The organism is Massilia sp. IC2-476 (assembly GCF_020707295.1).
In the GTDB taxonomy this organism is placed as follows: Bacteria; Pseudomonadota; Gammaproteobacteria; order Burkholderiales; family Burkholderiaceae_D; genus Telluria.
The window spans coordinates 581571-601871 of sequence record NZ_JAJFER010000003.1; the positions used below are offsets into that span (position 1 = coordinate 581571).

At 66.8% G+C, this 20301-nt stretch carries 17 protein-coding genes; 5 read left to right on the top strand and 12 right to left on the bottom strand.

The window, feature by feature from the left end; all coding sequences use genetic code 11:
• The first annotated feature begins 8 nt into the window (after nucleotides 1–8).
• Both LK539_RS11635 and LK539_RS11640 read left to right on the top strand, forming a co-directional pair.
• The gene (locus LK539_RS11635; protein WP_227801066.1) at nucleotides 9–2222 is read left to right on the top strand and encodes a bifunctional serine/threonine-protein kinase/formylglycine-generating enzyme family protein; all 2214 of its coding nucleotides are present in this window, start codon (nucleotides 9–11) and stop codon (nucleotides 2220–2222) included.
• A 67-nt stretch (nucleotides 2223–2289) separates the two neighbouring features.
• Nucleotides 2290–3192: a pirin family protein gene (locus tag LK539_RS11640; RefSeq protein ID WP_227801067.1), complete on the top strand. Its 903-nt coding sequence runs from the start codon at nucleotides 2290–2292 to the stop codon at nucleotides 3190–3192.
• A gap of 57 nt (nucleotides 3193–3249) precedes the next feature.
• Here LK539_RS11640 and LK539_RS11645 read toward each other — a convergent pair whose 3' ends face one another.
• On the bottom strand, nucleotides 3250–4782 hold the full coding sequence (locus LK539_RS11645; RefSeq protein WP_227801068.1) for a right-handed parallel beta-helix repeat-containing protein: 1533 nt from the start codon (nucleotides 4780–4782) through the stop codon (nucleotides 3250–3252).
• A 256-nt stretch (nucleotides 4783–5038) separates the two neighbouring features.
• Between LK539_RS11645 and LK539_RS11650 the strand changes: the two genes are divergently transcribed.
• Nucleotides 5039–5464 (top strand): DUF4279 domain-containing protein, encoded by a 426-nt coding sequence (locus LK539_RS11650; RefSeq protein WP_227801069.1) that lies wholly within the window; start codon nucleotides 5039–5041, stop codon nucleotides 5462–5464.
• A gap of 80 nt (nucleotides 5465–5544) precedes the next feature.
• Nucleotides 5545–6141, top strand: a complete 597-nt coding sequence (locus LK539_RS11655; protein WP_227801070.1) for a hypothetical protein — start codon at nucleotides 5545–5547, stop codon at nucleotides 6139–6141.
• A gap of 203 nt (nucleotides 6142–6344) precedes the next feature.
• Here LK539_RS11655 and LK539_RS11660 read toward each other — a convergent pair whose 3' ends face one another.
• The 7 genes from LK539_RS11660 to LK539_RS11690 form a co-directional block, all read right to left on the bottom strand.
• Nucleotides 6345–7298, bottom strand: a complete 954-nt coding sequence (locus LK539_RS11660) for a PolC-type DNA polymerase III (RefSeq protein ID WP_227801071.1) — start codon at nucleotides 7296–7298, stop codon at nucleotides 6345–6347.
• A gap of 215 nt (nucleotides 7299–7513) precedes the next feature.
• Nucleotides 7514–8137 carry a metalloregulator ArsR/SmtB family transcription factor gene (locus LK539_RS11665; RefSeq protein WP_227801072.1) on the bottom strand — a complete coding sequence of 208 codons (624 nt, stop codon included), beginning with the start codon at nucleotides 8135–8137 and terminating at the stop codon, nucleotides 7514–7516.
• The gene (locus LK539_RS11670; protein WP_227801073.1) at nucleotides 8134–9345 is read right to left on the bottom strand and encodes an MFS transporter; all 1212 of its coding nucleotides are present in this window, start codon (nucleotides 9343–9345) and stop codon (nucleotides 8134–8136) included. The genes LK539_RS11665 and LK539_RS11670 overlap by 4 nt, the downstream gene beginning before the upstream one ends.
• A gap of 72 nt (nucleotides 9346–9417) precedes the next feature.
• Complete coding sequence (locus LK539_RS11675) at nucleotides 9418–10284, bottom strand: lipid-binding SYLF domain-containing protein (RefSeq protein ID WP_227801074.1); 867 nt, start codon at nucleotides 10282–10284, stop codon at nucleotides 9418–9420.
• 271 nt (nucleotides 10285–10555) lie between these two features.
• Nucleotides 10556–12082 carry an FHA domain-containing protein gene (locus tag LK539_RS11680; RefSeq protein ID WP_227801075.1) on the bottom strand — a complete coding sequence of 509 codons (1527 nt, stop codon included), beginning with the start codon at nucleotides 12080–12082 and terminating at the stop codon, nucleotides 10556–10558.
• Between the two features lie 113 nt (nucleotides 12083–12195).
• A complete protein-coding gene (locus LK539_RS11685; protein ID WP_227801076.1) occupies nucleotides 12196–13161 on the bottom strand; it encodes a PP2C family serine/threonine-protein phosphatase in 966 nt (321 codons plus the stop codon).
• 62 nt (nucleotides 13162–13223) lie between these two features.
• Nucleotides 13224–14501 (bottom strand): MFS transporter, encoded by a 1278-nt coding sequence (locus tag LK539_RS11690; RefSeq protein ID WP_227801077.1) that lies wholly within the window; start codon nucleotides 14499–14501, stop codon nucleotides 13224–13226.
• Nucleotides 14502–14610: 109 nt separating this feature from the next.
• On the opposite strand from LK539_RS11690, the gene LK539_RS11695 reads away from it, so the two are divergent.
• Nucleotides 14611–15078 (top strand): GNAT family N-acetyltransferase, encoded by a 468-nt coding sequence (locus LK539_RS11695; protein WP_227801078.1) that lies wholly within the window; start codon nucleotides 14611–14613, stop codon nucleotides 15076–15078.
• Here the strand turns inward: LK539_RS11695 and LK539_RS11700 are convergent.
• Genes LK539_RS11700 through LK539_RS11715 form a run of 4 tightly spaced genes read right to left on the bottom strand, consistent with a single transcriptional unit; the run spans nucleotide 15064 to nucleotide 20298 of the window.
• Nucleotides 15064–15519: an SH3 domain-containing protein gene (locus LK539_RS11700; protein ID WP_227801079.1), complete on the bottom strand. Its 456-nt coding sequence runs from the start codon at nucleotides 15517–15519 to the stop codon at nucleotides 15064–15066. The genes LK539_RS11695 and LK539_RS11700 overlap by 15 nt on opposite strands.
• 8 nt (nucleotides 15520–15527) lie before the next feature.
• Nucleotides 15528–17072: a hypothetical protein gene (locus LK539_RS11705; protein ID WP_227801080.1), complete on the bottom strand. Its 1545-nt coding sequence runs from the start codon at nucleotides 17070–17072 to the stop codon at nucleotides 15528–15530.
• On the bottom strand, nucleotides 17033–19357 hold the full coding sequence (locus tag LK539_RS11710) for an FtsW/RodA/SpoVE family cell cycle protein (RefSeq protein WP_227801081.1): 2325 nt from the start codon (nucleotides 19355–19357) through the stop codon (nucleotides 17033–17035). Before LK539_RS11710 ends, LK539_RS11705 begins: the two co-directional genes overlap by 40 nt.
• Nucleotides 19354–20298 (bottom strand): serine/threonine protein kinase, encoded by a 945-nt coding sequence (locus LK539_RS11715; RefSeq protein ID WP_227801082.1) that lies wholly within the window; start codon nucleotides 20296–20298, stop codon nucleotides 19354–19356. The genes LK539_RS11710 and LK539_RS11715 overlap by 4 nt, the downstream gene beginning before the upstream one ends.
• Nucleotides 20299–20301: the final 3 nt, after the last annotated feature.

A 20301-nucleotide genomic window follows, 5' to 3' on the forward strand; every position in this document is an offset into this window, starting at 1 on the left:
GCGAAGCAATGCAGACTGCCATCGACAAGATCCGTGAGTTGCGTGCGTTGCACGAGGACGGGCTATTGAGCCGGACCGAGTTCGACCTGCGCAAGAACGCGATCCTGGACGCGGCCTATGTGCCGGCGCCGGAAGCGGCAGAAATGGATGACGCGCCGGCGCCGCGCACGCGCCCCGGTACCGAGATCGGCCTGATGGCGGGCCAGGAACTGGGGCCACAGAACCGTCGCTACCGCCTGGAGCGCCTGATCGCGCATGGCGGCATGGGTCAGGTGTGGCAGGCGACCGACCTGGCCACCCACGCGGAGCTGGGCCACAGCGCCCAGGTGGCCCTGAAGATCCTGCCGCCGCAGCTGACCCAGTCCGCGCCGCAAGCCAAGCTCCTGATCCAGGAAGCCACGCGCGCGCGCCGCCTGGCGCACGAAAACATCGTGCGCGTCTACGAATGGGCTCAGGACCCGGCCACCGCCAGCTATTTCATCATCATGGAGTGCCTGGAGGGCGAGGACCTCGACAGCCTGCTGGGACGCGAAGGCAGACTCCCGTTCGAGCGGGTACTGTCCCTGATCGAACCGGTGGCCGCGGCCCTCGACTACGCCTGGGACAAGCACGGCCTGGTCCACCGCGACATCAAGCCGGGCAACGTGTTCGTGACCAAACGCGGCGAAGTGAAACTGCTCGACTTCGGCATCGCGGCGCGTGCCCGTGGCAGCGGCAGCACCTCGCCGCTGGATGCGCCGAGTACCTCGGGCACCGCCGGCTACCGCGCGCCGGAAGCCGGCAGCCCGGACGGACAGCCGGCGCCGACGCTGGACGTGTACGCGGTGTCGATGATGATCTACCAGATGCTCGACGGCGCGCTGCCGCCGGCGCTAAGGGCATCTCCGGCCGGCCTGAAGCCGCACCAATGGGAAGCCCTGCGCGCTGGCTTCGCGCAGGATCCGGCGGCGCGTCCGCCGACCGTGCGGGCACTACTGGAAAATTTGAAAAACGCCGTCGGCCCGTCGCCGGAAGAAATCGCGGCATGCGAGGCCGCCGAACGCGCGGAACAGGAGCGCCGCGCGCGCGAACTGGCCGCCCAGCGCGAGGCCGAGGAACAGGCCAAGGCGGCGGCGCGGGCCCTGCTGGCGCAGCAGCGCCGGGAACAGCAGCGGCGCGAGCGCGCGGCCCAGGAAGAAGCGCGGGCAGCACGCAAGGAAGCGCTGCGCCAGCAACTGCTGGCCAAGCGCGACGAGGAGCTTGCCAAGGCGCGACTGGCCGAGGAAGAGGCGCTGCGCAAGGCGGCCCAGGCCAAGGCCGCCGCGGCCTATCTGCTTGAGCAGAAGCGCGCACGCGAATTGCAGGCGGCGCGCACGGCGAGCGAACTGCAGCAGCTGATGCCGACGCCGGGCAGCCCGGTGGCCGACGGCGACGGCGTGCTGAGCGACCCCTTCCTGATTGGTGCCGGCAGCGGGCCCTCGCTGGTCCTGATCCCGACCGGGCGCTTCCAGATGGGCTCCCACGAGCACGAGCGCAAGATCGCGATGGCGGCCGGCGCCCAGAAAAAATGGCTGGAGCGCGAGACCCCCCAGCGCTGGGTCGGCATCGAGCGTCCCTTCGCGATGGGGCGCTATCCCGTCACCGTCGGCGAGTGGCGTGTGTTCGTGCAGGCGACAAGCTGGGAGCCTCAGGGCGAAGTGAACTGGCAGGAGCCAGGCTTCCCGCAGACCGATGCGCACCCGGTGGTGGGCGTGACCTGGCACGACGCCCAGCGCTACGTCGAGTGGCTGACCAAAGCCACCGGCAAGCGCTACCGCCTGCCGAGCGAAGCGGAGTGGGAATACGCCTGCCGCGCCGGCACCCGCACCGCCTTCAGCTTCGGCGACAGCATCAGTCCCGAGCAGGCCAACTACGACGGCAGCTTCACCTACAACGGCGGCCCGCGCGGCGCCTACCGTGGCGGCACCACGCCGAGCGGCATGTTCCCGCCCAACCCCTGGGGCCTGTACGACATGCACGGCAATGTATGGGAGTGGGTGCAGGACGTCGTGCATGACAACTACGAAGGCGCACCGCTGGACGGCAGCGCCTGGGAGACCGGCGGCGACGGCGCGCGCCGCATCCTGCGCGGCGGCTCCTGGCTCTACAACCCGCGCTACCTGCGCTCGGCGCTGCGCAACGGTTTTTCCAGCGTGCTGTCGAACGACATCGTGGGCTTCCGCGTGGTGCGCGAGCTGATCTAGGGCAGCTGCCATACCTGGTGGCGGATGGTGTACAGTAAGCGAATCACTCAAGCACGGAGGAATCGCCATGGCCATCGCCCACCTGTTCAAATCGCATGACAAGGACCTCGGCGGCGGCTTCACGGTCAGGCGCATCCTGCCGGCGGCCGCGCGCCAGTCGATCGGGCCCTTCCTGTTCTTCGATCACATGGGACCGGTGGAAGCCCAGCCCGGCGCCCGCCACGACGTGCGCCCGCATCCACACATCGGGCTGGCAACCGTCACTTACCTGTTCGAGGGCGCGATCATGCACCGCGACAGCCTCGGCACCGAGCAGCGTATCGAGCCGGGCGCCATCAACTGGATGACGGCCGGCAGCGGCATCGTCCATTCCGAGCGCACGCCCGACGACCTGCTCGACCGCGTGCGCCGCACTCACGGCCTGCAGCTGTGGGCCGCGCTGCCGCGCGAGCATGAGGAAGCACCGGCCGCCTTTTCGCACACGCCGGCGCAGGACATCCCCGAAGTCGAATTCGAAGGCGCGACGGTCAGGGTGTTGGTGGGCACGGCGTTTGGCCGCAGCTCGCCGGTGCCGACCTTCAGCACCACGCTCTACCTCGACGTGCAGCTGGCGCCGGGCGCGTCGATCGACCTGGGCGGATTGCCCGAGGAGAGCGCCGTGTATGCGCCGATCGGCGCCATCGAGGTCGACGGCGAAGCGATTCCCGCGAATACCATGGCGATGGTCGAGCCGGGCATGCCTGTGCGGGTGTCGTCCGTTGCTGGCGCGCGCTTCGTGCTGATTGGTGGTGAGTCGCTGGACGGTCGGCGCTACATCTTCTGGAACTTCGTGTCCTCGAGCCGCGAGCGCATCGAGCAGGCGGCGCGGGACTGGGAAGCGGATGCCTTCGTGCCGGTGCCCGGCGATAGCGAACGCATTCCGCTGCCGGCCTGGCCGGCGGCGTGGCGGCATGACGAGCGGCGGGATTGAAATGCATAAAGCCTGGACGCGTTTTGGCCAGCAAGTTTGCCCTGCATCGTGTCTTTGCTAGACGTTGCCAGCGAAGGTGATTTTTTCGTTCGTACCGTCGGTGTAGATCTTCATGCTGGTGCGTCCGGAGAACCGGTTGTTGGCAACGACGGTGGGACTGCCGTAGACGTACGCCAGGGCGATATGCGCCTGGAACGCGCTAGGCGTTTTCCCTCCACTGCGCCGGCTCATGACGGAGAAACTGCAGTTGGCATGCAGCAGGTTGGACTCGATCCGGTGGCCGCCAGTGTCTGGCCACCTTGCCCGATCGCCGCCGCCGTACACCTGGATTCCGTTTCCTTCGTTATTCGAGACCAGGTTGCCGTATACCAGGCACTGGTTGGCCCCGTCGTCCACACCGATGCCGACGCCTTCGGACCCGTTGTCCAGCGGACCACCGTAGTTGTAGTTGAACATGCAGGTGTTGTAGCGGATCGTATGGCCGGATACGGCGCCCTGGCCGACTTTGGACGATAACTCGATACCCCGGCCGTAATAGGTGCTGGTCAAGCTGCCACCATTGGCATTGCAGAGGTTGCGCTCGATGATGTAAGAACGGGCGGTGCCACTGATATGAATTCCGAAATTCATATTGTTGCTGCAGTTATTATTCCCCACGTAGCTGCGTTCTCCACCATTGATAAAGATACCCGTCAACATGCCGGTGACGGTATTCCAGTCCAAGGTAGCGGCCTGGCCGTTGATTAGATAAATGCCGATCGCTCGGCGGTTCGGATTGTAGGCCACACCTGGGGGAGGAGAAACGCGGTTCCCGCGAATGAGCAGGCGCGTCAGGAACGAGGAGCCGTTATAGGTTTCGCAGCGGATTCCATACGATGTTGTGCCCCCACCACCGCGGTGGCGGACAGTATTGTTGAGGAGGCGGATCCCGTCCATATTCCTGCCTCCGGCGACCAGAATTCCCTGGTTGCCTCGCGTACTGTCCTTGCCGATGACGTCGAGGACACAGTTCGACACCGTCACCTGGCTCTTTTCAAAGATATATACGCCGGCACAATTCGAGCTCACGTTGTTATTTTCGAAGATGCAGCTGTTGCCCAGCCAGATAATTGCCATGTCATTATCGTCGGGCAGGGCGTTATTACGGATATCGAGGTTGCGGTAGGTAAGGAAATCGCGCTCTTTTCCGTACACGGCGATCGAGGCGCCATCGGCGGGCATGGTGGGCGCCCCTGGCAGGACGATAATCGGCTTTGGCCGCGTCGCATCGTCACTGCCGTCGGGGCCAAAGTAGGCGCCAATATTGATGCGTTGTGTTTCGGTTCCACTTGTTGATACTTGAAACACACCCGAATACGTCGTGCCCCGTTTCTGCAAATAGGTATGGCCGGGTGTCCAGGAAACACTGGTCCAGGAGCGGTAGGGACTGGCAAGCGTTCCGTTCCCCGGCTCGACGGCGCCCGGATCGATGTAATGTACATTCGCGTTGCGCCCGTCCTGGGCATTGACAAGGCTCGGAAGCAGTGCCCCAGTGGAGACGGCAATGCCAACACCCGAGGCAGTCCGCAGGAAGTCTCTTCGCTTACTCATGACCATTCCTTCCATTAAGATCCGAAGTGGTGGACATTTTTATTGCTCCCGACCATACGGGCCGAAGGCTGTGTCCGCCGAGTCGATGCTACGCTTCTTGGTAGGAGGGTCGCAACGACTCCTTGTTAAACCGAGGAGGCGGACTGAAGCTGAGTTGTGGTGGCGCCACGTCTTTCCGTCGCCAGAGATTGCCTATAGGAGAGGCCGGGTGCAGTTTCAGATCTGAGCTTTGTTTTAACTGTGGAGGCGCAGGACGATGGCAGGATTAAACCGGTGTCAGGCAGCGCTTCGTCTGTTTGGCGACGATCTCGTTCCCGATGAACTCAGCGGTGTGTTCGGTCATCGGCCTACAAAAGGGTGGGTCAAGGGCGATGAACATCTGAGCTCATCCGGCGCGCTTATCGTAAAGAAGACCGGGGCATGGATACTTGAAGCGGAAGCTACGGAGAGTGCAGATTTCAACCGCCAGGTTTCCCGGGTGCTGGCTTGTGTCGATGTCGGCCTGGTTGTTTGGGCAGCGCTTGCCACGCGATTCGAGATTGACCTCTTCTGCGGCTGGTTCATGCAGGAGTCGAACGAAGGCGTAGACATATCGCCAAAAACGATGCGTATGCTCGGGGAGCGACATATCGGCCTCACGGTAGACATCTATGCGGCACCGGAAGATGGGGCCTCAGGATAGCTGATGTATGCTGGCTGAGCCTCGAGCACCCTGTGTTGAAGTCGTCCGCAGTCCGATTAACGCTCTTCAGTGGGACAGCAATGGTCGCGATGAAGATATGCCTTGATGCGTACGAAAAGTTATCCGCTGCGATCGAGCACAGCGTGTTCCGACATCGATTGCTGGCGATGCCGTTCTTACTCAGCGCGTTGCCGGCCCACGCAATTCCTCCACCACCATCCAAACCCGCGCTGCTGCGCGAAGCGAGAATGGCTGTTACGGTGCAGCTGATCGAAGCCAGCAAGGGCCGAGTAACCCGGATAACGAAGCTCTGCCAGGTGCGTGGAAAAATCCCCGTCTATTCCGATCAAGGTCGCGCTGCCAGCTTTTATGCGAGGGAGATCACGGGCTGCACCATGCCCATGAACGGGAAGGCGCTGAAGGTATCGGTGCGGGGAGCAAAGGCGGTTTCGAAAGACCGCGTTACTTATGCAACCGCAACGGTCAGCGTTACACCTCCCGACGCGGTTCCACTTTGTTCAATGTGCGGGCTACAACCCTTGGCAGATTCCAGGAGCGAAATTCGGGTGAGTGGCAAGCCCAAATCAATGACGTTCAACCTGAGCCCCAACCCCGGTTCCATATTAAACGCCAAACCAACTGTGTGGCTGGACGCCGAGGTCGAAATTCGCGACTGATTTCAGCAAACGCATAGTGCGTCTTAGGCGATCGGCTCGATCCGGTAATCGCAGCGCCGTGCCTTGGCCCACCGGTGCTGGACTCGCTTGACCTTCAGGTGCGGTGAGGATCAGTCTAACAACGAGACATGCCCTCCATGTGCACCATGGATGAGCGTGTGTTCAAATGTCAGACCTCGGCCTGGTTCTTCGAAATTTACTTTTCAATCGTCATCTTGGGGAATGTCGAGCCACATGACATAGTCACCTTCGCCTTGTGAGTCGCTGATTTTTCCACCGCGGATCTTTGCGGAGCATTCAAAGTGCTTAAACTCCGCGAGGTCGCCTTCGACAAGCGCGCGCCGAAAGTCCTGAGCCATACGCGGCGACAAATTGCCAATCACTTCCTCCTGAAGAAGGACTTTGACGGCATTGGAGCTGGTCTCGACCCGAAGCTGCACTTGGATATCGAGAGCCACACCTTTTCTGGTCCTTGGCCCGCATACGGATTCAAATACTTCTTGATGACGTTTGGTCCCTAACACTTCAATCCTGAACTGTCTCGGCCCGTTGATCGTTGGGATGATTGTAGGGCTGTCAACCGCAATCGTCTTCTCTGAAGGTTTCGGCAGTTCCTGCAGTCCATCTACATGGAAAGAGCGGAAGTAGACCTCAAGAGCCAGGAGCGTATCGTCCAGTGCTCGATGTGCCGTTCCGGGATTCAGGTTCAGATGCCTCGCCATGTTGACCAATTTATGGCTAGGGAGGTCTGGCCAAGCGATTCGGGCGCGCTCAAGCGCACAATGCGCATGGTTCCTGAGCGGCTTTCGGCCATGACGTTCAACAGCAGCACGCAGGAAGCGGCTGTCAAAGCTTATGTTGAACGAGACAACAGGATGATCGCCGACGAAGGCAATAAACTCGTCCAGGACGTCGGCCATTGGCCGGCCGTGAGCCTGCAGCATGTCGTCATTGATTCCCGTGAGCTTAGTGATGAATTTGGGTAGCGGACGGTCAATGGCAATTAAATGTTGGAGATGAGGATGTGCATCGGCGCCAGGCACGTACTTGACTGCGGCTACTTCGATGATCAGATCATTGGTCGGGCTAAGACCGGTTGTCTCAAAGTCAAAGAAGACGATGGGGTCTCCGGACACAGGATAATGGGTGCTGGTCATTGGCGCCTGCTTCGGTAGGGGCATCAGAGCGTGCCACGTCGCTCAACAATGATACCGCTGTCAAATTTGCCAAATACTCGCCAATTATCACTACAGATCGGTAAGGGGTTTCTTTATCCAAGCCGCCTTCCGGACGGAACAGGGCCAAGCGTGGCATGACTGTCAAACCTGACCATCATCGCACTGATTGGCTCTCGTGTGGTCCTGTTAGCGTTTTAGGCGATCGGCTCGATCCGGTAAGCACAGCGCCGCGCCCCGGCCAGCTGGTGTTCGACCCGCTCGACCTTCACGTCCGGCCCCAGTACGCGCTGGAACACATCGAGCTCTGACCGACAGAAATTCTGGCAGCTGCGCGCTGCCGCGCATATCGGGCAGTGGTTCTCGACCAGCATGACGCTCCCATCCTCGCCGACCGTGGCCTCCGCCATGTAGCCTTCCGCATCACGCAGCACCGCCAGCGTGGCGGCGCGCTGCGGCAGGGTTGCGGCCGGGTCGATCGCGGCGCGATAGCTCGCTTCGCTGGCCGTCTCGCGCGCATCGATCAAACGGTCGATGGCGGACTCGCCAAACAGGGTGCGCACCTGCTGCAGCAGATCGAGGGTCAGCGCCGCGTGGCGGTCCGGATAGCGCGCGTGGCCGAGTTCCGTCAGCTGCCACAGGCGCACCGGGCGGCCGACCTTGCCCGGTTTGTCGACGTGGGTCACGAGGCCTTTTTCCTCGGCCGCCTCGAGCTGGCGGCGCACCGCCATCGAGGTCAGGTGCAGGACCTCACCCAGCGTCTGGGCCGTCTGCGGTCCGCGGGTTTTCAGCAGCAGTAAGGTCTGTTCAGCCGTGTTCATGCGAATTCCTGTTGGGTTGCCGTAGCCGCGCGGCTCCAGCGCCGCATCGACAGAGAGGCCCACGCGGCAAGCAGGCCGCCGACGATCAGCACCAGCCGGGTATCGAACATCGCCAGCAGGCCGCCGCCGAAGGCCATGATGATGTGCGCGACGCAGAAGGTGGTCGACAGGAGGCCCATGACGGCGCCCTGGCCATGCTGCGCGAAGCGGTCGGCCGCCCAGGCCTGCAGCGTCGCATTATAGAAGGCATGCGGCAGGCCGAACAGGATGATGGCGGCTATGCCCACCCACAGGTTGCCGATGCCGACGCACAGGATCGCGAGCGCCACCGCGGCTGCCTGGCTGCTCACGCGGGCACGCGGGTCGCGTGCATGGGCACGGCCGGCGATGAGGGCGGTCAGGGTCATGACGCCACACATGGCCATGTTGACGAAGGCGATGCCGGCCGCGTCGTAGCCGCCCACCTCGACCAGCCAGAGTGGGAAGAATTCGTAGAAGCCCGCTACGCCGCAGGTGTAGGCGAGGTGAATCAGGAACAGGGTCTTCAAGGGGCTGTGGCGCAGCAGGGTGAAGGCGTGACGCTCGCGCGCCAGCGACCACCAGCCGCCCTGGATGCCCGGCGTCGATTCCGCTTGCAGCACCAGCAGCGAGAGCACCGCGCCCAGCAACAGGCCGCCGGCGGCGATATAGAAGGGCAGCGTGATGCTAAAAGCCGCGCTCAGGCCCGACAGCAGCGGCCCGGCCAGCCAGCCGAGGTGGAGGGCGCCGTTCAGCCAGGAGAGAGCGTGGTTGCGCAGCGGACCCTCGAGGCGCTCGGCGAGCAGGGCGCGCAGGATCGCGCCATTCCCCTCCAATACGCCGGTGACGAAGCGGGCGGCGACCAGCAGTGGATAGGACTGGGTCAAGAGCGCGTAAGCCGTCAGCAGGTGGCCGCAAGCCGCGCCGATCGTCGTGAGCAGCAGGATGCGGCGCCGTCCAAGGGCATCCGATAGCGAACCGAGCACCGCGCTGCCGAGCAGCATGCCGATCGGATTGGCCATCAGCGCCATCCCGAACAGCAGTTTGGGCGGCAGCCCGAGGAAGCCATTCAGGGCACTGGGCTGAGCGTCGGCGAACAGCGGAGGCAGCAGGGGATAGGCGAGCGAGGCCCCGATGGTCGAAAGCAGGGCGAGCAGGCAGGCGCTACCGATGAGCAGACGATGTTGCATACGACTCCTGGCTTGGCAATGAAGCAATGCCAGGAGTGTAGGTCAGCTCAGCAGATAAGTAAACGAGTTTGTTTATTTATTCCCTTCGGCGCGCCGGGTCGGGCGCATGTCGCTGTCACCGCTGCGGGTCTTGCTGTCGCTGCTGCCGCCGAAGCCGGCGGACCCGGCGGCGGTGCCGGTATCGGCCAAGGCTGCGCGCAGCTCGACGGCGCGCGGATTGTTGACCCGGCCTGCGACGACGTCGCGCGCGTTCACCGGCTTGCGGTAGTAGGCGGCGGTCTCGGCGCCGTCGAAGCGGATGTCGGTGACAGCGATTGTCGCTCCGCCGAACAGGCCTTCGGTGTCGGACCAGGCCGTGATGTCGCCCCAGCCGAGCGAGCCTTCGCCTTTCTTCGACCAGTCGACTACGGTGAGCCCGGCATCGGCGTTCAGCGAGAATTTGTTAGCCTGCATGAAGCCGTTCAGCGCCTTCTGGTCGTTGAGGATGAAGGCGATCGCGCCGCCTTCGGCGCCCAGCTGTGCGCCCAGGGTCACGCCAGCCATGTTGTAGAACGAGGGCGTGCCCCAGCCGTCGGCGCGGCGCACCAGCAGCACCCCGGCGCCGCCGCGCGCGCCGACACCGACCGCGACCCGCACCGAGTCCGGCACCACGAAGACGCCCTTCGATTTGTAGAGCAGGGCGGCGAGTTTCTGATCGCGCTCCATCTGGTGGATCACCTGGATGGCGCGGTTCAGGTGGGTAGTGGCGTCGGCGGCGTCGCTGCCTTCCTGGGCGACACCGGCCTTGGCGCTGGTCGGGTTGGTGCGTTCCTGGACCGTGCTCGGCCCCACGCGTTCCTGGGGAGCCGGTTTCGCGGGCTGCTGGGCAGAGGCGCCGCCGGCGGCGACCAGCAGGGCAAGGGCGGTGGCATGAATAGGGGAAATTCGTTGGATCTTCATCGAGTCGCTCGCATGTGCATTGGATATGCTTAGCCTAAAGCGAAGCGGCGAGCGGCGGCGCGAGCTTGCGGAAGGGAGCGGTATGCATCCGGCGCCGGCAGGCGTAGACTCGTCATACGCACGGATTTTTATGGCACGCAAACGAAAGGAGGCGTCATGAAAATTCCAGAGCACCTCAGGATTCCGGTCATCGTGTTCGCGCTGCAGGCGGCGCTGCTGGCCGGCACGGCCCTGATCTTCCTGGTCCTGCGCCCGCCCGGCTATTGACGCTTCAAGCGTTGAGCCAGGCCGCGGCTTGAGCACGCCGGCGCTCGCCGGCGCGGAGGGTGTGCGCGCGCGTTTCCACCCGCGTTTCCGGATACGGTTCAAGGGCGAAGCGCAGTTGGCGTTCCATGCCGCGCAGGCGCTCCAGGCTCGCGCCCGGCGCCAGCGGCGTCTCGACGCCGGTGACCGGGTCCAGGTGCAAGAAGCCGCCGTCGCGGTGGAACAGCAGCGGCAGCCCCGCCGCGCGTGGCTGGGTGGCGCAGTCGGCATGGCCCGGGTGGGTTTCCGGCGCCAGGATGCAGAAGGCCTCGGCCCGCGCGCCGGCATCAAGCCGGTGCAGCACGACCCCGTGCGGCCACAGCGCGCTGACTTCCAGTTCGACCACGCCGCGGATGCTGGCCGTGAGCGCAATGCGCATGCCCAGGCGCAGCGGCACCGGCGTGTGCTTGCCGGGCCAGACGCCGTCGAGCAGCAGGCCGTAGCGCGACACGTCTTCGATCTCGAAGCCATGGCGGCCGGGACGAATGATGGCGTGGCGGCCGGACAGGCGCCGCGTCAGGCCGCCGCGCTCTTCCCCGTGCTCGCCGTAATGCGTCAGCAGCAGGTCGGCTTCCGGTTCGATGTCTTCGAACCGGCCCAGCACGCACTCGTCCAGTGCGAACAGGCGCAGGTGGCGCTGGCTCGCCGAATCCGGCTCCGCGTGCACCAGGCAGGCCGTGGTGGCAGGGCAGGGATGGATGCTGGGCGCCACCGGCACGTCGATCTCGATCAGGTCTTCGTCCCAGGCGATGGTGGAATAGCCGAGATCAAGCTTGCCACCCCGTTCGTTCGGGTCGCGCAGGTCGAGCTGGGCGATCGAGGCGTTGCGCGCCGTGACGTCGATGTCGACGCGGCCGCCGCCCGGCGCCTGCACCCGTGCGATGCCGGCGTCGTCGGCCGTCACGCGCACGTTCTTGTAGGTCGCGAGAAAAGCCTGGTGGATCTCGCCCAGGCTGGCGTCCAGCCTCGGGACCAGGATTACCGGCGAGCAGGTCCAGGTGCGCGACGCGGTCGTCTGCTGCGGGTGGCGGCTGTGCAGTTCGATGTCGATGCGGTACTGGCCGTGCTCCAGACCGCGCGAGGAGAATTCCAGGAATACCGGACGCCAGTCGCCGCGCGAGGTGCGCTGGAAGGCATAGCTGTCGCCGTCGCGCAGCCGCAGGCCGGAACGCGCCAGCATGCGCACCTCGGCGGCACAGTCCATTGGCATGCCGCGCAGCTCGAGCTTGATGGCTTGCCGTCCGCCGGCCGCGCGCGGGTCGAAGCCGCTGATGTGCAATTGGGGACGCTGCAGTGCCGGCGCCGGGTTTGGTGCCTGCGCCGTCCGTTGCGCGCGCAGGGCGCTGATGGCTTCGAAGCTGGGCGGCAGCCCGGCCGGTGCAGCTACCGGCGCTGGATCGCTCTCCGGCTGGGCATGCCCGTGCGCGCACAGCTGCTCGCCGGGCATGACCCAGACGGTGCAGTGCGGATGCTCGGGATTACGGCAGCGGTTCATGGCGCGAGGGTGCGTTCTATTGGTTTCGGCAACATTGCAAGCTTACGCTGAATTGCTGACCAGCGGCGCGCTCCATTCGTTGATTAGCAACATTATTTTCTGTTAGGAATTTTTCAACTATCGGGCAGCGCGGTCTCGTCCGCATGGCCGTTGAGCGGGCGCAGCAGCAGCGCGGTCAGGTTGTCGGCATGCAGGCCGTCCGGCGGCGCCCTTTCGATCTCCTCGAACAGGCGTGCGACCTTGGACGCCGCATCCGGCGCCCCGGTCAGCAGTTCCAGCCAGCGGCCGACAAATCGGTCCGGGTGGGCGCAGGACCAGAAGCCGTCGCTGGCCAGCAGGTAGCTGGCGTCGTCGCGCAGCTCGAGGGCGCGCCGGTCCGGCAGTGTGCACAGCCAGGACGGCAGGTTCAGGGGCGTCAGCTCGAACAGCGGATCCGACAGCTGGGCCGGATTGCTGAAGGCGTTGCCGAGTATGAAAGCCTGGGCGATCTGCGGCGAGTGGGCGCCGTGCACCTGGCGCCACCAGGCGCTTTCGCCGATCCGCCCGGCCAGTGCGGCCGCGGTAGCGGGCACATGGTCGACCGTGAGCGGGACGGCGCCGGCCGGTCCGATCTCGTACAGGCGCGAGTCGCCCACGTGGTAGAGCAGGGGCGCGCGACCTTCCGGCAATTCGAGCATGGTGAGCGTGGTGCCGGGGCGGGCGCCGGCCTCGAACGCGAAGTGGCGCTGCAGGTCGGCGTGCAGCCGGTCCAGGTGGCGTCCCAGTTCGGCCGCCGAATGGCAGGGTGGGATCGTGAACAGCCCGGCGGCCACTGCCTCTGCCGCTTCCCGTCCATGGCCATGGCCGCCCATCCCATCCAGCACCGCCAGCCGGCCGTGGCCCGCCGGCCAGCCGGGCAGGCTGGTATGGCGCGGCGCACCGTCGACCAGATGGCAGGCCTGGCCCGCGAAGTCGATGACGACGAAGTTGTCCTGGTTCTCGGGGCGCTGCAGGAGGCCGCTGCCGCGGCGGCTGGCGACGGCGACGTCGTAGCGCGGTGCGAACTGGAAGGCGGACAGGATGTCGGACGGGTCGGGCATGTAGGGGATCGTCGATGCAATCCTGCTACTTTACACCTGAACAAGCCTGTTCGAAGGCGCGATTAGAGCGGTGTTTTCCGGTTTCCACCCACCAGCATGAGGGCGTTGAGCAGCACGCAGGCGCCGGCTGCGGCCAGCGCCGCGCGCACGCCCCAGCGGTCGGCCACCTGGCCCCAGAACACGCTGCCGCCTACATAACCGCCCGACATCACGAACAGGTAGATCGACAGGGTGCGCGCCCGCACCGCGGCCGGGAAGGAGAGCTGGGCCGCCGCGTTCAGGGTCGACACGGTGGCCGACCAGGCCATGCCGCCGCACAGGATGAGCGGCGCCAGGATCAGCAGCGAGCGGCTGAAGGACATCGTCACCAGCATCAGGCCGTAGACGACCAGCGCGCCGGCCAGCACGCCGCTCTTGTCGATCCGGGCGCGCACCTGCGGCAGGAAGAAGGCGGCGATGACGGCGCCGCCGCCCAGGCAGCCCATCAGGGTGCCGTAGGTACTCGACTGCAGATGCAGCACGTCGCGCACGAACACCGGCAGCAGGCTGGCGAAGGCGATGGTTGCAAAGAAGACGGAGAAGACGTTGCGCAGGATGCGGCGGTAGCGCGCGCAGCCGAAGGCGGTCTTCAGGCCCAGCACGAAGCGTTCGCGAAAGCCTTCGCGCACGACCGGCTGCGGCGTGCGCTCCTGCCACCAGGTCCAGTACACCCCGAGCAGACCGGCAAAGGACAAGGCATTGGCCAGGAACAGCACGCTTGGGCCGAGCCAGCCGAACAGCACGCCGCCCAGCGCCGGGCCGATGATGGCGGACAGGTTAAAGGACAGGTTGTTCAGGGTCGCCGCCGCTTCCACTTCTTCGGGATCGACCAGGCCCGACATCGCCGCCTGCCAGGCCGGCCAGATGAAGGCGGTGCCAATGCCGATGCAGAAGGTCAGTATCAAGACAGGCGTGGCCGCCACCATGCCGGTAGTGACCAGCAAGGCCATCGTGGCGGCGCACAAGGCCATGTAGAGGTTGCAGTAAAACAGGAACTTGGGACGGTGCACGGCATCGGCGACCACGCCGGCCAGCAGCGCGAACAGGAAGATCGGGACGTAGGTCGCGGTCTGCACCAGCGAGGTGATCGAGGCCGATTTGGACAGCGAGGCCACCAGCCAGGCCGAGGCGAAGGTCTGGATCCAGGTGCCCATGTTCGACACCATGTTCGCGAGCCAGATGTTGCGGTAACGCGCGTGCCGCAGCGGCCGCGTCAGCGGCACCTTGCGGCGGGCAGGAGCGGGCTTGAGCGGGATGCTGGCGCTGGTGCTGAAAGACGCGCTGTTGCTGGATTCGGACATGGTCTGGACAGTGTAGGCGGCTTTGCTGCCCAGGGTCAATAAAATTGCCCTATGGAAAATATTTTCTGTGATATTGTGGCGTTCCCAAAACACGTTTGGCGTGAAAGACATGTTGATCCGACCGCTGGTGGCCACCGACATTCCAGCCGTGGCAGCCTTGCTGCGCGAGCTGGCGCGCGAATACATCGTGCACGAGTCGCCGCCGGAAGGCGCGTCGACCTTCCTCGCGGAGAACGATGAGATGGGCGTGCGCGGCTTCCTCGCGCGCGGTCATGTCTACCACGTGGCGGTGATCGACGGCGTGGTGGCGGGTTTTGTGGCGGTGCGTGACCGCAGCCATCTGTTCCACCTGTTCGTTGGTAAACGCTGGCACCGGCGCGGCGTGGCGCGCGCGCTGTGGGAAGCGGCGCGCGACGCGGCCATCGCCGCCGGCGGCGACGGCGCCTTCACGGTGAATTCCTCGAATTTCGCAGTGCCGGTCTACGAGAACTTCGGCTTCGTGCGGGTCGGCCCGACCCAGTGCGCCAAGGGCCTGTACTTCAACCCGATGCGCCTGGCGGTGTCAGAAGAGGCTTGAGCCGCGCTCGTCGGCCCGCCGCAGCCACAGGCTGCTGGCCCAGCCTTCACGCCTGCGTCCGTCCACCACGGCGCTGACCCGCCACCAGTCGCCCTGGTACGCGCCCGTGACCGTCACCAGCGTCCCGGCGGGCACCACTGCCAGGCGGCGCGCATTCACCCCCACGTCGTCCCGCAGGTTCAAGTGGTCGCGCACGCGGTAGCTGGCGCCGGCCACCGGCATCGCGGCCTGCGCGAGCGGGAGCGCGGCCGCCTGCGGCGCAGGTCCGGGGCCGAGCAGCGCATGCAGCAGTCCCCCCAGCAGCACCGTGCCGCACGCCAGTACGGCGGCAGCGCGCGCATTGGCGCGGCGCCACCAGGCGCGCGGTGTCAGCCAGGCCGCCAGGCACAGGGTCAGCACCAGCCCGGCGGCATAGGCGAAGAGCGTGATCGCGGACGGCATCCCCGGCCTCAGGCGTCGAAGCGCAGCACGTAGTGGCCTGCCACCAGGTGGTGACCGGGCGGGATCAGGTAAGGCTGCTCCTGGGTCGCGGTCTCGACCTGGGCCACCAGGCCCAGCTCGGCGTCCAGGTGGAACAGGGCCTGGGTCTCGGCCAGGCGCACGATGCGCAGGCCTTCTCCCGTCGCTTCCCAGCTGAAGGCATTGCGCGACAGGCCGAGGCGGTCGGCGCTGGCGGCCAGGCTGCCATCTAGGTGGCGCAGGAAGGCCGGCGCGTCGAGCACGCGCAGCGCGGCGAGCGCCGGCATGCCGCGGCCGAACACGAGGCGGGTGCCGGCCGCCGCCGGCTGCACCGGCCCTTGCGGCACCGCCAGCAGGGCCGCGTAACGGTCCGCCATCTGCGGCGGCACCGCATGCAGCTGGATGCTGGCGCCGTCGACCGGGGCGAAACGCGAGGGCACGCTCACGCGCTGGCGGCCGGCTGCGGTGATCGCGTGGACCTCGTCGGCATCGTCGACGGCGAAGCGGATCAGGCTCTCTTTAGTCGGCGCGGCAGGCGCCAGGCTTGCTCCCAGACCGATCTCGAGGGCCTGGGCGCCGGTGTCGCGGTAGCGGCTCAGGCGCGGCAGCGCGAGTGCGGCCAGGGTGATGCGGTGGCGTGCGACCGGGGCGTAGGTGGCGTCGTTCTCGGTGACCGGGGGAGCGGCGGGGACGGCGGCCAGCGGCATGGCGGTCATCTCGCTGTCGTCAACCGCGGCACGCGGTTTCCATACCGCCGGCGTGCGGGCAGGCGGCGCGCTCGGCGCCCTGGCAGGCGCAGGTCCAGGCCGGGCGGGCGCGCCCATGCGGCTGACCTTCAGGAGCAGGCGCTGGCCGCCGGCCTCCCTGGCGCGCAGGACGTAGTAGCCGTTGGCGGCGTCGTACTGGCAGTCGAGCAGGTCCTTGGGGCGCACCTGCACTTCGATCGGGGCGTCGGGGCCGTCGTTGATCAACAGGATCCCGCCTTCGCTGCCGAAGGACCAGCCGGGCACGGCGAAGGTGGCGCTGGCTTCGTCTTCGCCGACCAAAGTAAGACGCTGGTTCGGATACACCGCGCACACCGGCTGCCAGATGGCGCTGTCGGTTGATGCCGTGACCGCGTACAGCACCTGTTCGCCCGGCGCCGGCAGGTAGACGGCGTGGCCGAACTTGACCTTGACTTCGCCCGGCGCGACCGCATCGGTGCCGACCACGTGGTAGCGCACCTCGTCGCCCTTGAGCAGGTCGCCGAAATCCTTCTGGTGCAGGGCCGCCAGCGAAGTCGCCAGGTCGCGCACGCGCGCGCCGCGCGTCAGGTGGCGGTCATCGTCGACCTCGTCCTGCGGCAGCATCAGGGTCACGTGCGAAAAGCAGCGGGTGGCGGCACGCCCTCGCTGCTCGCGCGGCGAGCGCTCCAGCAGGTCGCGCAGCAGCGGACGGCGCGAGAACAGCGACAGGCCAGGGGCCTGCCACAAGGCCTCGGCATTGAACACATCGCCTACCTTGGCCAGGATTTCGTGTTGGACGTAGACCGGCATGATTGATTCTCCTCGAAAGATTGAACGCTCGCCATGCCGAACGCTAGCAGGGGGCAGATGAAAAACAGCAGGTGCGAGCCGCCGGCGGACAGGAAGCTCATCGGCTGGCCCATGATGGGGAACAGCGCCAGGTTGGTGCCCCAGGACAGCAGGAAGTGCCCGCCCAGGAAGGCGGCGCCGCCGGCCAGCAGGAAGCACTGGAAGCGTCCCAGCCAGGCGCGCCGGAAGTCGCCGGCGCCGCCGGCTACCCGCCAGGCCGCGGCGGCGGCATGGAGCAGGGCTGCCAGCAGCGCCGCCTGCAGGAACCACAGCAGCAGGGCGCCGGCCAGGCCGTGGCGGTTGATCAGGAAGGAGGGCGCGAAATCGTCCTGCACCGCCGGGATGCGTAGCGCATCCCCGGCAGGGCCACCGAGCGAGGTGATACCGAGCAGCCCGTCGGCCCCGCGCCAGCCACCCTCCTGCACCGCGCGCGCGCCCAGCAGCATCTGCTGGCCGGTGTGCGGATGCACGGTCGGATCGGCCCAGACCTGGAAGCGCTCCGCGTAGAAGCTGCCCGCCAGACCAGGGCCGGCCGACTGCAGCGCGAGCGCGCCGGCCAGCAGCGCGCAGCAGGCACCGCCGACCAGGCCCGCCCCCAGCTGGCGTCCGGTAGCGAGGCACCAGGCCAGCAGGGTCACGGCGCCCCACACCAGCAGCAGGATCAGCGGCGAATAATCGTCTACCTGCACCAGCGCCACCGCCAGCAGCAGTACGAACAGCAGCACCGGCACGAGAGGACGCAGCCAGTCGCGCCAGTGACGGCGCGCGTCCTTGCCGGCCACGCCACTGGTCGCCAGCGCCAGGCAGTGGGCGCTGAGGGCGGCCAGGGCCAGCTTGGCGAATTCCACCGGCTGGATCTCGAACACGCCAGTCTCGTCGCCGAAGGCCACCTGCAGCAGCAGGCCACCCAGCGCGGCAATGGCAAGCAAGACCAGCAGCCATTCGGTGACCGGGCGCGACAGGGCGCCACGGGCCAGGCCGCCAAGCAGCAGCAGGCCGAGCGGGAGCCCGACCGCCAGCAGCACGCAGCTGGTTTCGACATGGCGCAGCCAGGCGCTGTCGCGCGCGCCCAGGCCGAGTTCCAGTTGCACCAGCAGGCCGGCGCCGAGCAGCAGCACCGACACCACGCCCAGCAGCGACAGGCGCCGAGGCCACAGCAGCGCGTGCCACAGCGCGCCCCAGGCCAGCAGCAGGGTCCAGCCGGCGCCCGGGCCAGCACCGCTTCGCTGCATCACGAGCAGCAGCACGGCGGCTGCCGGCAGGAGCGCGGAGGCGATGGCCGTACGTGCCGATCCGGCGAGCCGCAGCCCGGCCAGGCTGGCCAGCAGCAGGGCCGCGAGCGCGCCGCACCAGGCGGTGGTGGAGGGCGGCGTAAAGCGCCACAGCGAGCGCTCCGACCAGGTCCAGTGCACTGCGCCCGGGAGCTCGGTCTTCGGCTGCGCGAACAGCGCCACCTGGGCGGCCGGCTGCAGGCGCAGGGTGTTGCCATCAATGGCGAGGGCAAAGCGGGTGCCCCCGACTGCGATCGCATCCATGCCTGCGAGGGCGTGCTCGCGCTGAGCGGCGTCCTCCCAGCGACCTCCGTCCTGCAGCAGGACCGGTTGACTTCCACGCACCTGCAGCACCAGGTCGCCAAGCGGCGCGCGCGCGATCGACAGCCTGCCCGGATCGAGTCCGGGTACGGCCAGGCGGTTGCCGCAGTACAGGTGGCCGCCGAAGGCGAGTGGACGGCGAAAGGCGAGGGCGCCTGGCGCGACGCGGTTCCAGATGCTGCTCAGGCGCGCCGCCATGCCGGCATCCGGACAGGACACCTGCGGCTGGCCATCGCGCAGCAGCAGCGCGCCATCGTATTCCCAGGCGTGGTTCGCATCGCGCAGCAGCACGCGGCCGTCGTGGGCGGCGCCGACCTCGAACACGGTCGCTCCCGCCTGCAGGCGCTGCCCGGTGGCCAAGACTGCGCTGCCGGTATGCTGGCGTTCGCCGCCGCGCACCAGCACCACCGCCTGGGCCGGGCTGGCATTGCGCAGCAACCAGCGCCCGGCGCCATCACGCCTTACTGTGAACTGTTGTGGCGCCGCGCCCGGCGCGGCCAGTTCGGCGCGGCCCAGGGTCTGCGTCGCACCCGGCGCCAGTTGCAGGGCGATTTCACGCGGCAGGTAGCGCGGGGGCGCCAGCAGTATGGCCAGCAGTTGCAGGCCGCACAGCAGGCACAGGGCTGCGGCTGCGCCGACGAAGCGCGGATTCATGCCGCCCTCCGCAGCGGTGCGGCCATGGCGACACGCACCGCATCGAGCAGGCGGCTGATCGCGAGTGCGTGGGCGGGACGCGCGGCGGGTTCCGGCGCGAGCAGGGCGCGCAGCAGCGCGCTGGCTTCCTGGCCGGCGGTGCCGAAGGCGGATGCGAAGGTAGCCGCTTCGTCCGGCTGCAGCGTCGGCGGAATGCCGCCTTGCTCGCGGCGCAGGATGGCGGCGCCTTCGCTGCCGTGCGCCGCGTAGGCATGCGCGCAGGCCGCGCCGTAGCGCAGCGGGCGGCCGCACACCAGCCAGTAGAGCAGGGCGCCGAGCGCGAAATAATCGCTGCGCGGGTCGGTGACATACAGGCCGCGTGCCTGTGGAAAGAACTGTTCGGGGGCCTGCCAGCGCGCCGTGCCTGCATACGAATGGGTCGGCGCATCGAGCAGCGGGCGGCTGGTGCCGAAGTCGGCCAGCTTCAGGCTGCCCGAGCGGCGGTCGAGCAGCAGGTTGGCAGGCTTGAGGTCGAGATAGCGGAAACCGGCCGCGTGCACCTTGGCCAGGGCCTGGTTGACCTGGGCGGTCCAGTCGAGCGCCTGCAGCGAGCCTGGCGTGCCTGTCGTCTTGACGTGCGCAGCCAGGTCGCCGTCCAGCAGTTCGAGCGCCATGGCCGGCAGGCCGTCGTGTTCACCGCTGTCGAGCAGGCGCACGATGTGGCGCGCGTCCCAGGGCGCGAGGCTGGACAGGAAGGCTTCCTCGGCGTGGGCGCTGTCGATCCAGTGGCGCTGGAGCAGGCTGGGGGCGAGTGCCATCTGGTCCGTGTTGACCAGTTTGATGGCGACGCTGCCGCCCGCGCTCTCGGCGCGCCACACGAGCCCGTAGGCGGATCCGCCGAGCGCTTCGCGCAGCCGGTACTGGCCGCGCGCGAGAGTGATGATTGTGCCTTGCTGGACCATGCT